Here is a 12,157-nt window from a genome sequence, read left to right as displayed (position 1 = left end):
GACTGTTACAATTCGAGTAAGTGAATTGTATTGGTCATTTTATTTTTAACCGAAAGGAGTCAGTTCAGATGTCATTATCAGATTCAGTTCAAGTTTTACCAGGCGTTGGACCTAAAAGGGTAGACGCATTGGCAGAACTGGGCATTCATACAATCGAAGACCTACTGACTTACTTTCCGTACCGATACGATGATTTAAAAAGCAAACAATTAAATGAGATTCAGGACGATGAAAAGGTTACGCTGCGTGGAACAGTTGCGACTGAACCCGTTGTTTCATTTTTTGGTCGCCATAGAAGTCGACTGGCGTTTCGGCTGCTAATCGAAAATGATGTTGTCCCTGTCACTTTTTTTAATCAGCCCTGGTTACAAAAGCAAATCGCTGCAGGCGAGGAATTGGCCGTTTATGGCCGGTTTGACGGCGCAAAGAAGACGTTAAGTGGGATGAAGGTCATTCAAGCTGCAGAGGGCATGGACGCCATTTATCCGGCTTCTAAATCGATTCGACAGTCAACCATTCGAAATCTGGTCGAGGCTGCTTGGGCTAAGTATCATGATGACATCCAAACGGTGTTACCTGCTCCAGTTCGAACAAGGTACAAGTTATTAGATCGCCAGACGATGATTCATGACATGCACTTTCCTGAAGGTAACTCTGATGCTAATGCGGCTAAAAGGACAGCTAAGTTTGAGGAGTTCTTTCTTTTTCAAATGCGGTTGCAGTTAGTCAAGCAAGCTGATAGAATCGAGTCCGGTTTGGCTATCGATTACAACATTGATCAGCTAAATGCATTGATCAAAACCTTACCATTCGAATTAACGGGTGCACAAAAACGGGTCGTTAACGAAATTTGTGCCGATTTGAAGCGACCCACCCATATGAATCGGCTCCTACAGGGGGATGTCGGAAGCGGGAAGACCATTGTGGCTGCGCTCGCTATCTATGCGACAATCACAGCTGGGTTTCAAGCTGCTTTGATGGCCCCAACCGAAATTCTGGCGGAACAGCATGCAGAGAATTTGCAGAATGTTTTTGAAGGTTTTCCAGTCAATATCGTTTTGTTAACGGGTTCTACGAAAGCGTCCGTTCGTAAACATATTTTGCCACAAATTAAAAATGGTGAGATAAATCTAATTGTTGGGACTCATGCGCTGATTCAAGATGAGGTTGTGTATGATCAACTCGGACTTGTCATCATTGATGAACAACATCGATTTGGGGTTCATCAACGCCAAATCTTACGAGAAAAGGGTACACGGCCCAATGTGTTAGCCATGACGGCAACCCCAATTCCGCGGACCTTGGCGATTACGAGTTATGGTGAGATGGATGTCTCAGTCATTGATGAACTTCCCGCTGGAAGGAAGCCTATTAAAACCAGGTGGCTTAAAAGTAATCAATCAGATACCGCATTATCTTTTGTTAAGAGTCAATTGGCGGAAGGGCGACAAGTCTACGTTGTGACGCCTTTGATTGAAGAATCCGAGGTCATGGATATGCGAAATGCGCAGGCGATTTATGACCGATTACGTACTGATTTCGAACCGACCTACAAGGTTGGACTGCTTCATGGTAGAATGAAGAACGAAGAAAAAGAAAGCGTCATGAAGGCGTTCAAGGCTAATGAGTTTCAGGTGTTAGTTGCCACGACCGTCATTGAAGTTGGGGTCGACGTGAAAAACGCCACCGTAATGATGATTTACGATGCTGACCATTTTGGTCTAGCACAGTTACATCAACTTCGTGGTCGGGTTGGTCGATCTAGTTTGGACTCGTATTGCTTGCTGATTGCTGATCCAAAGAATCAAACAGCCATTGAGCGAATGCAGATTATGACCGAGACTAATGATGGTTTTGTCCTATCTCAACGGGACCTTGAACTTCGTGGGTCAGGCGATGTTCTTGGAATCAAGCAGTCTGGGATGCCGGAGTTCCGAGTCGGCGATCCAGTAGCTGATTTAAAGATGCTATCAATTGCCCAAGAAGAAGCAATTGAGATTGCTAACACCGATGGCTGGGATGAACAGCCTGATAATCAAGCACTAAGTCAATATTTAAACGAAAATTGGACGGGTCATATGGCCTTTGACTAGGGGGAACTGAAAAATGAAACTCGCAATTGATGCAATGGGTGGCGATTATGCGCCCGAACAAATCGTAAAAGGCGTGGAATTAGCACGTGACCAGTATCCAGATATCGAATTTTTGCTATTTGGACAAACTGAGAAGATCACGCCTTTCTTGAAAAGTGATCAACGAATTAAAATTATGCAGGCTGATGAAGTGATTGAAATGGGTGATGAACCAGTTCGAGCTATCAGAAGAAAGAAGCAATCTAGCATCGTTTTGGCAGCGCAGGCGGTCAAGAATGGCGAAGCGGATGCCTTCTTCTCAGCGGGTAATACGGGTGCCGTTTTAGCAGCCGGTCTATTGATTATTGGTCGAATCAAGGGAATTGATCGTCCTGGTTTAACGACAACAATGCCTGTTATCACCAAGGATGATCAAGATAGTTTTGTGATGCTGGATGTTGGTGCAAATGCGGATACGAAGCCTGCTAACCTGGTGCAATACGCTATCATGGGTAAGTACTATGCTGAATCCGTTATGCACGTCAAGAATCCGCGGATTGGGCTACTAAACAATGGAACGGAAGCCGATAAAGGTGATAAGGTCCATCGTGAGGTTCATGACTTACTAGAACAAGAAGATGAGCTTAATTTTGTTGGTAATGTTGAATCACGCGAACTCCTAAATGGGGTTGCAGATGTCGTTGTGACTGATGGCTTTGCCGGAAATGCCGTTTTGAAGTCAATCGAAGGAACCGCGTTATCCATGCTAAAATTACTTAAGACATCCATTATGAATAGTGGTGTCAGTGGTAAGTTGGGAGCGTTAATGCTGAAGAACGCCTTTGGTCAGGTGAAAGCCAAAATGGACTACTCACAACACGGTGGTGCCGTCCTTTTGGGAATCAAAGCACCAGTTGTAAAAACACATGGTTCGAGTAAGGCGGACACTATTTTTAACACGATTGGTCAAATTAAGACCATGATTGATACTGGCAGTGTCCAAAACGTTATTACTTACTTTAGCGAGCAAAACGTAAAGGAAGAAACCCCCGCCGAATAACGGGAAAACACGGGATTTTATACCATAGGTAGCCAACTTATGGTAGACTAATTTATGAATTAAGTTGAATGAGGGATGGATAATGTCAAGAGAAGAAATCTTCAATAAAATTGCATCGATTTTAGCAGAACGCTTTGAAATCGATAAGAGTACCATCACGGAACAATTAAACTTTAAGAATGATTTAGATGCAGACTCCATTGATTTTGTTGAATTTGTATTGGAGTTAGAGGATACTTTCAACGCTGAAATTTCAGATGAAGATGCCGAAAACTTAAATACGATTGGCGAAGTTGTCGACTACATCGCAAACAAGAACTAACGAGTGGATTAAGTCGTGGCGATTACTAACATGTGAGTAATCGCTTTTTGTTATAAAAAAGAAAGAGGTTTAAGAGTGGATAGTAAGATAGGCAAAGAACTGGCGCAGAATTTCAACATCGTTTTCAAGGATGGATCGTTACTGGATGAGGCTTTCACCCAGGCATCATATGTCAATGAGCACCCCAACCAAGGCTTGAAGTTTTACGAAAGAATTGAGTTTTTGGGGGATGCCGTTCTACAATTTGTCGTTTCCGAATACATTTTTAAGCGTTATCCAAACTTACCACAAGGACGATTAACTCGTCTGCGTGCGGCAATGGTTAATGAAGAGAGCTTTGCCAGCTTTGCACGAGAATGTCACTTTAACGAGTACATTCGTTTGGGTAAAGGTGAGGAATTAGCTCATGCGCGTGAGCGAGATTCACTACTGTGTGATATTTTCGAGTCCTTCGTTGGTGCAGTTTACATGGACCAAGGGATTGATAAGGTCATCACGTTCGCCAAGCAAGTCATTTTTCCTAAGTTGGATCAAGGCCGGTTTGATGAGTACTTTGATCACAAAACCGAGTTACAAGAAACCGTTCAAGCAGATGGTCCAGTTAACATTGAGTACAAATTACTGAGTGAAGAAGGTCCCGAAAATGACCGAACCTTCAAGTCTGCCGTTATGATTGATGGTGAAGAGCTCGGGGTAGGCCAAGCTCACTCCAAGAAGCATGCCGAGCAACTGGCCGCTCGAGAAGCGCTACTACGGTTAAAAAAGCAACACTAATTTTCTAGATAGGGGCAAGAAAAAATGAAATTGAAATCGCTCGAAATAAGTGGATTCAAATCATTTTCAGATTTTACGAAAATTGAATTTTTGCCCGGTTTAACCGGCATTGTGGGACCCAACGGAAGTGGTAAGAGTAACATTAGTGAAGCCATCCGTTGGGTTCTTGGTGAACAATCAGCTAAGAGCCTCCGAGGCAGTAAAATGCCGGAGGTTATTTTTGCGGGTTCAGCAGATAGAAAACCGTTGAATCGCGCGCAAGTTAAAATTACTTTTGATAATACGGATCACTATTTGAACAGTGATTTTGAGACGATTACAGTAACTCGGAAGCTCTTTCGTAGTGGAGAAAGCGAGTACCTGATTAATGATCAAACGGTCCGGCTTAAAGATATTCTAGAATTGTTCATGGATTCAGGGATGGGACAGGACTCTTTTTCCATCATTTCTCAGGGACGTGTTGAATCGATTTTTAACAGTAAACCTGAGGAGCGTCGGTCCATTATTGAAGAAGTGGCCGGGGTATTTAAGTACAAGAAACATAAAGAAAAAGCAGAGCGAGAACTGCAGGATACCAATGAGTATTTAGATCGCATTAACGACATTTTACGAGAATTAAATTCTCAAATTGCACCTTTAGAGGAACAAAGCAGTCTAGCTAAGGACTACTTAGATCAAAAATCGCGTTTTGAGGCTTATGATCAGCAGCGGTTAGTGTACGAAATTAACCAGTCTCAAGCCACTAAGGCTGACTTAGAAAAGCAACGAGTTGAGGCTCAAGCTACGGTTGGTTCGTTTAATGAAAAGTTAACGGCGATTAAAGCTAAAATTAGTGACCTGAATCAAACCGACACGCGTTTGGCATCCGAAAAGGACCGTCTTCAGAGTGAACTGTTGTCAGCAACCCGAAATTACGAAAGCTTGGTCGGGCAAAAAGCGATTGTTGAAGAGCGAACAGAGCACTTAGTGGCAACCCGCCAAGCCTTGCAAGAACAGATTGCAGCATTAGGCCAAGAGGCTCAGACGATTGAAACTCAAGCGTCAGCGACAGACGCGGCCATTGCGAAGCAACAGACTGAATTAGACACACTAAAAGCTAGTTTAGCGGCCAATGATAAGTCGGGATTTGAGAAACAAATACGCACTTTAGAAGCTAAAATTGATGATCTTCAAAACGCCTATGTTGATTTAATGCAACAAAAGGCGAGTCTGCACAATGAACAACAATACCTACAAAAGAATCGTCAGAGTGTTGATCAACGTTTGAAGCGGATTGAAGAAAATCTGACTGAAGCGATGTCAGCGGCTGAACGTTATGCAGCGGAGCAAACCAAGGTAGCGACTCAGTTAACTCAGATAGAACAAACCTTGTCAGCACAACAGGATACTTATCAGCAGCAAACGCAAGCTGAGGCCGATATTTCAGAAAAGGGCAATCACCTTCAACAGCAGTGGTTGGCCGCTTTAGAAATTTACCAAAAAGCACAGGCACGTCTCAATAGTTTACGGAATGTTTCAACGGATTATTCTGGTTTTTATCAGGGTGTCCGGAGCGTTTTGAAAAATCGCAAGCAGTTTGATGGCTTAATCGGTCCCGTTTCCGATATTCTTAATATCGAACCTCGATATATGACAGCGGTTGAATACGCCCTTGGCAATCAGGTTCAGCAGGTGATTGTCAGAGATGAAGGGGTCGCCAAGCAAATTATCGGTTATTTGAGCCAGAATCATCTGGGTCGGGCAACCTTCTTACCGTTATCTTCCATTAAGACTTATCACGTGACGAATGACACCTTGACTCAGGCCCAACAAGTAGATGGTTTTATTGGTGTCGGAAGTGAATTAGTGAAGGTCGCACCAGAATATCAAGTAGTCATGGACCATTTACTTGGGACGACGCTCATTTGTGATAATTTGACTCATGCAACAACGATGGCCAAGGTTATTGGCCATCGCAACCGCATTGTGACGTTGGATGGGGATGTCATTAGTGCAAGTGGTGCGATTTCTGGTGGGAAAAACAAACAGGCTCGTTCGAGCATTTTAGCCCAAAATCAGGAACTGGCTGACTTGGAAAAGAATGTCGGACAGATGTCCAAAAAATTAGCCGAACAGGAAGTCTACTTAAAAGAGTTGAAAGCCCAACATGAGGATATCCAGGCGAAGTTGAGCCAGTTGAACACAGCGATCAATGAAACTAAAAATACCAAACGTGATCTGGTTGACCAGCAATCACTCATTGAGTCCAGATTTTCGGAATACCAGAAACAGGTTAAAGCCTATACCTTCGAAAAGACACAACAAAGTGAAGGCTTATCAACTGAAGAGCAGTTAAAGCAAAATGAAGCCACGGTTAAGCAGATTGAGACGCAACTGGAAAACAATCAGGCTGAGATTACGCAGTTGAAAGCTGACCTGGCTGAAAAACGGTCGCTTAGTGATAAAGTGGCAAATGACTTCCAAGCAGTTCATGAAGAAATGGCCATCGCAACTGAAAAACTGCAACAATTGCAGCGGTCGCGTCAAGCCAAAGCTAATCAGCTGGAACAAACCCAGGCAACACAAACTGAAAAGCAGGCAGAATTAACTCGCTTGAATCAAGGCGGTACGGGCGCAGACCCTGTTAAAATTGCAGCAGAGATTGAACGCTCTGCTGAATTGAAGCAACAACTGCAAGAGCAGATTACAGTTGGGCAAGCGCAATTTGAATTGAACAAGCAACAGTTGGCGGATCAAAATGCAACGCTAGAGCAAACGCAACAGCTTGCGCAACTAGCAAATGATGATGCCCAGAAAATTGAAACCAAGCTTGCTCGAGTAGATACAGTTACTGAGCAACAAATGGATAAATTGGCAGAGACGTACCATGTTAGCTATGCAGATGTTGCCGATAACGAGTTGGATACGCCGATTGAAACGGTTCTTTCGCAACTCAAGTTGTTGAAACGCGGACTTGATGAAATCGGCGAAGTTAACGTTGGCGCCATTGAAGAATTTAAACGGGTTAAGGAACGACATGATTTTCTAACGAAGCAACAAGATGATTTGGTGACATCAAAAGACCAACTACTGGCAACGATGGATAAGATGGACGTTGAGGTGCAAAAACGATTCAAAGAGAGTTTTGATTTAGTTGCAGCTCAATTTTCTAAGACATTCGTTCAGATGTTTGGTGGGGGCCAGGCTAAGTTAATTTTGACTGAACCTGAGCACCTTTTGACCACTGGAATTGACATTATGGCGCAGCCACCTGGCAAGAAATTCCAAAATATGCGCTTACTATCCGGCGGTGAACGGTCACTGACTGCCATCACGTTGTTATTTGCTATTTTGAATGTTAAACCGATTCCGTTCTGTATCTTGGATGAAGCCGAATCCGCCTTGGATCCAGCCAACGTGGATCGATTCGCTAATTATTTGAGCCATTTTGATGGCGAGACTCAGTTCATCGTGATTACTCACCGAAAGGAAACGATGGTTTACGCTGATAGCCTTTATGGAGTGACTATGCAAGAGTCCGGAATTTCCAAGATGGTTTCGGTTAATTTAGATGAGCTTGTAAGCTAAAGGAGAATTTAAATGGGTTTATTTGATTTTTTAAAGAAAAAATCGGTCGAAGAAAAAAAGCCAACGCCTGAAGTGGCTCCTGAAGAAGTCGAAAAGCAAGACGCTCCGGAAGAAACCGCTGAACCAGCTTCAGTAGCAACTCCGGAAGCTGAATCAGTACCAGAATCGAAAGAGGATGAAACTGAGACTGAGACTGCTTCAGAAGCGTCGACTGATGAAGTCGTACCAGAGACAAGTAAAACAGATGAAGCGGCAGAATTAGTAGCGCCCACAACGGAATCTTCTGACGCATCAGAGGAAGAACCTGCCCAGGAGCCAGAGGTTGAAGTTGAACCTGAACCAGAGGTGAAAGAAGTACCAGAATCTGAGCCAGAAGCAACTCAACCTGCAGCAGCTCCAGTTGAAAGTTCAGTTAGTGAAGAGCAACGGTATGAAAAAGGACTCGAAAAGTCGCGTTCTTCATTCGGTAGCCGACTCAACAAGTTATTGGCAAATTTCCGGCACGTTGACGAAGATTTCTTCGAAGAGTTGGAAGAAGCCCTCATTGAATCTGATGTTGGGTTTGAAACATCGATGAAGATTAGCGAAGCTCTGCGAGAAGAAGTCAAACTTCAAAATGCTAAGAAGACGCAAGACGTTCAAAATGTCGTTATCGAAAAGCTAGTTGATATTTATGAATCCGCTGGTGAAGGCGAAAATAATCAAATTAATTTTGCTGAAACGGGTCCGACCGTGATTATGTTTGTTGGGGTTAACGGAGTTGGTAAGACAACAACCATCGGTAAAATGGCCGCAATGTACAAACAACAGGGGAAAAAGGTATTATTGGCTGCAGCAGATACCTTCCGAGCTGGTGCCATTCAACAACTGAATGAATGGGCAATTCGGGATGGCGTCGATATCGTCAAGGGTAAGGAAGGCGGCGATCCAGCTGCTGTCGTGTTCGATGGCGTTAAAAAGGCCAAAGAAGAAGCCTACGACATTCTGTTTGTGGATACTGCCGGTCGACTTCAAAACAAGGTCAACTTGATGAACGAGTTGACCAAGATGAAACGTGTCATCACGCGAGAAATTCCAGCTGCGCCGCATGAAGTGTTACTCGTGTTGGATTCGACAACTGGTCAAAACGCGTTGAATCAGGCTAAATTATTCCAGGAATCAACAGATGTGAGTGGAATTGTGTTAACGAAGTTAGATGGGACAGCACGAGGTGGAATTGTGCTCCCAATTCGAAATGAGTTACACTTGCCCGTTAAGTTTGTGGGTCTTGGTGAAACGGTTAATGACCTCCGTCCGTTCAAGCCAGAGGACTTTGTTTATGGTTTGTTCAAAGGTTTAATTAAATAAGCAATTCGAGAATCAGCGTATGCGAGTACGCTGGTTCTTTTTGTCGGCAATGGTTGACGGAACCGCGAAAAATCGGTAATCTAAGAAGGTGTTAAATATAATATATCTGAGAGCATTTCTGGAGGTTATCGGTTGGAAATCGAGAAGAATAATCGAATAAATTCGTTACTGGCTTTTTATCAACCGCTTCTAACCACCAAGCAAGACGAGTACATGCAGTTGTACTACGCCGATGATTTTTCACTAGGAGAAATTGCCGATGAATTTGACGTTAGTCGCCAAGCCGTGTATGACAATATTCGGCGAACGGAAAAAATCCTAGAAGAATACGAAACAAAGTTGCATCTATTAGAAGCCTATCAGGCGCGTAACCATCAGGCTGATCGTATTCAGCAGTACGTGCGTAAAAACTATCAAGATGATGCGGAACTCAATGAACTAGTTAATAATCTAGAAACACTTGAAGAGTAAGGACGGGTAAATAAATGGCATTTGAAGGGTTAACCGAAAGATTACAAAATGCAATGAAACGCCTTCGGGGCAAGGGTAAAGTTACCGAAGCTGATTTGCGAGAAACGATGCGTGAAATTCGTCTGGCATTATTAGAAGCCGACGTTAACTTTGACGTGGTTAAAGACTTCGTCAAAACAGTACGTGATCGGGCGTCAGGATCAGCTGTGTTGGAAGGACTTAACCCAGCACAACAAATCGTTAAAATTGTTGATGAAGAATTAACCAAGACGATGGGGGAAGAAGCCGTTCCCCTGAACAAGTCTGACAAGATTCCTACTATTATCATGATGGCCGGGCTTCAAGGTGCCGGTAAAACGACAACTGTCGGTAAATTAGCTAATAAGTTAAAAACGGAAAATAACGCTCGACCATTGATGATTGCGGCCGATATTTATCGTCCTGCCGCGATTGATCAATTGGTGACGGTTGGTCAACAGATTGATGTCCCTGTTTTTGAATTAGGTACCAACGTCAACCCGGTTGAAATTGTGCGCCAAGGTCTTGCTAAGGCTGCCGAAGATCACAATGACTATGTCTTCATCGATACGGCTGGTCGTTTGCAAATCGATGAGCAGTTGATGCAGGAATTAGCTGACATTAAAGCACTCGCTAACCCAGATGAAATTTTGCTGGTAATTGATGCGATGACCGGTCAAAACGCCGTAGCGACTGCAGAAGGTTTTGACAACCAGTTAGATATTACTGGTGTTGTCCTCACCAAATTGGATGGTGACACCCGTGGTGGTGCGGCACTTTCAATCCGAGCAGTGACTGGTAAGCCAATTAAGTTTGTGGGTCAGGGTGAAAAGATGTCGGATCTCGACGTGTTCCATCCCGACCGAATGGCATCACGGATCTTGGGGATGGGGGATATGCTCTCCCTAATCGAGAAAACGCAACGTGAATTCGATGAGAAACAATCTCAAGAACTCGCTGAAAAGATGCGTGAGAACAACTTTGATTTCAATGACTTCTTGGAGCAAATGGAACAAATTCAAAAAATGGGGCCCATGGAGGATATCATTAAAATGATTCCTGGTATGGCAAACAACCCAGCTTTAAAGAATGTTCAAATGGATCCAAAGGATATTGAACGGACTAAAGCGGTTGTTTACTCAATGACGAATCAAGAACGGGAAAACCCTGATATTTTGAATCCTTCCCGTCGCCGTCGGATTGCGGCTGGTTCAGGTCGACCAATCCACGAAGTTAACCGAATGATCAAGCAATTCGGTGAGATGAAAAAAATGATGAAGCAGGCCTCCAACGGTAATATGTCTGGTATGGAAGGCCTTATGGGTGGCAATATGCCAGGTGGTTCAAAACTTGGTAATCTTGCGATGAAGCGGATGTCACGACAGCTTCAAAAGGCGAAGAAGCGGCGTAACAAGAAGAAACGTAAGTAAAAATTGATTAAATAAGTAGAGTAAGTTCTGAGGCTATTAACCTCTGAACTTGCTCTTCTTTTACGCTTGTTTTGTTTTAACTTCACCCTGGATTCGTTCAAGAAAAATTTGGGCGATATTAGATAAGGGAGAGCTGTTTTTCCATATCATACTAACAGGCTCATTAACGATCGGATTTAATTTTTTGAAAATAATATTGGGCTCATTTTCGTAGTTGGTGACTTGTTCTAAGCTTAATACGCCAACATGTCCAGTGCTAACAAGAGATAGCGCATTACCAATTAGGTTATAAGATCCGATAATCTTCAATCTAATGAATTATTTTGTGAAATATTGAGTTCCCAGCTATCGATTTCTGGGAAATCAATTGAGGAATATTGTTGAACATGGGCTTTACTAGTAACAATGCCAAAATCTAGAAGTCCAGAATCAAGTTGAGATCGTATATCGCTGTTAGTTCCAGTATGTAGTTGAAGCCGTACCAGTGGAAAGTCCTCGATGACACTCTCGATAACATTGATTAAATGTGGAAGTCTACTACTCTCGATAGCCCCAATATGTAGTTCCCCATGAATGGTACCCTCAATAGATTGAAGATTATTCATAGTTTTGTCAGCCCGCGTACAGTGGAGATGATTTGGATAACGGAATCATGATAGCGAATGCGAAAATTAACATTAAAAGGCTCGTGAGTTGCAATTTATGACCATTTTTTAGCGCTCTCATTGTCCTTCACCTTGGTTAAACCCCATTTTGAAATACATATTCATATCCTCCCAAATATAAAAGGTAGATTGTAAAATTTAAGTTGAACATATTAGTGGACAGAAAAACCCATAAAGGTCTTTAATGGTGTCACCACAACATTCCATTAGAAAGAAGGACCTTTATGGGCACCACTATTTTATCATTTGAAGACCGCGTTGTCATCGAAACACTTCATCATGAAAAGCACTTACTTCAATATATTGCCGATTATTTAGGCTTTAGTAAAACCACTATCTTTAATGAGGTTCATCGCTTAGCTGGTGAGTATCACGCAGTTAAGGCTCAAACTGACCATGAAGTTAAACTTAGTCATCGTGGTCGTAAAACC

Annotated in this window: 10 protein-coding genes; 9 read left to right on the top strand and 1 reads right to left on the bottom strand. The window is 43.0% G+C overall.

What is annotated here, in order from left to right; translation table 11 throughout:
- Window positions 1-68: 68 nt before the first annotated feature.
- The 8 genes from recG to ffh all read left to right on the top strand — a co-directional run bounded on the left by recG (window position 69) and on the right by ffh (window position 11,061).
- The gene (gene recG / locus LOSG293_RS00055) at window positions 69-2,093 is read left to right on the top strand and encodes an ATP-dependent DNA helicase RecG (RefSeq protein ID WP_034525555.1); all 2,025 of its coding nucleotides are present in this window, start codon (window positions 69-71) and stop codon (window positions 2,091-2,093) included.
- A 13-nt stretch (window positions 2,094-2,106) separates the two neighbouring features.
- A complete protein-coding gene (gene plsX / locus LOSG293_RS00050; protein WP_034525554.1) occupies window positions 2,107-3,132 on the top strand; it encodes a phosphate acyltransferase PlsX in 1,026 nt (341 codons plus the stop codon).
- An 82-nt stretch (window positions 3,133-3,214) separates the two neighbouring features.
- The gene (gene acpP / locus LOSG293_RS00045; protein ID WP_034525552.1) at window positions 3,215-3,454 is read left to right on the top strand and encodes an acyl carrier protein; all 240 of its coding nucleotides are present in this window, start codon (window positions 3,215-3,217) and stop codon (window positions 3,452-3,454) included.
- Between the two features lie 75 nt (window positions 3,455-3,529).
- Entirely contained in the window at window positions 3,530-4,228 is a 699-nt protein-coding gene (gene rnc, locus LOSG293_RS00040; RefSeq protein ID WP_034525550.1) for a ribonuclease III, read from the top strand.
- Window positions 4,229-4,252: 24 nt separating this feature from the next.
- Window positions 4,253-7,795 carry a chromosome segregation protein SMC gene (smc, locus tag LOSG293_RS00035; protein WP_034525548.1) on the top strand — a complete coding sequence of 1,181 codons (3,543 nt, stop codon included), beginning with the start codon at window positions 4,253-4,255 and terminating at the stop codon, window positions 7,793-7,795.
- Window positions 7,796-7,807: 12 nt separating this feature from the next.
- Window positions 7,808-9,142 carry a signal recognition particle-docking protein FtsY gene (ftsY, locus tag LOSG293_RS00030; RefSeq protein ID WP_034525546.1) on the top strand — a complete coding sequence of 445 codons (1,335 nt, stop codon included), beginning with the start codon at window positions 7,808-7,810 and terminating at the stop codon, window positions 9,140-9,142.
- Between the two features lie 132 nt (window positions 9,143-9,274).
- Entirely contained in the window at window positions 9,275-9,613 is a 339-nt protein-coding gene (locus LOSG293_RS00025) for a putative DNA-binding protein (RefSeq protein WP_034525545.1), read from the top strand.
- 14 nt (window positions 9,614-9,627) lie between these two features.
- On the top strand, window positions 9,628-11,061 hold the full coding sequence (gene ffh, locus LOSG293_RS00020; RefSeq protein WP_034525543.1) for a signal recognition particle protein: 1,434 nt from the start codon (window positions 9,628-9,630) through the stop codon (window positions 11,059-11,061).
- 305 nt (window positions 11,062-11,366) lie between these two features.
- Here ffh and LOSG293_RS10300 read toward each other — a convergent pair whose 3' ends face one another.
- Complete coding sequence (locus LOSG293_RS10300) at window positions 11,367-11,666, bottom strand: LysR family transcriptional regulator substrate-binding protein (RefSeq protein WP_034525539.1); 300 nt, start codon at window positions 11,664-11,666, stop codon at window positions 11,367-11,369.
- Window positions 11,667-11,950: 284 nt separating this feature from the next.
- Here LOSG293_RS10300 and LOSG293_RS00005 point away from each other — a divergent pair.
- Window positions 11,951-12,157, top strand: a 207-nt coding sequence (locus tag LOSG293_RS00005; RefSeq protein WP_152551052.1) for a helix-turn-helix domain-containing protein, incomplete at its 3' end; no start/stop codon positions are given.

Source organism: Secundilactobacillus oryzae JCM 18671 (genome assembly GCF_000740055.1).
Lineage (GTDB): Bacteria > Bacillota > Bacilli > Lactobacillales > Lactobacillaceae > Secundilactobacillus > Secundilactobacillus oryzae.
Note: the sequence above shows the minus strand (reverse complement) of the source record. Positions and strands in the feature narration are given on the sequence as shown.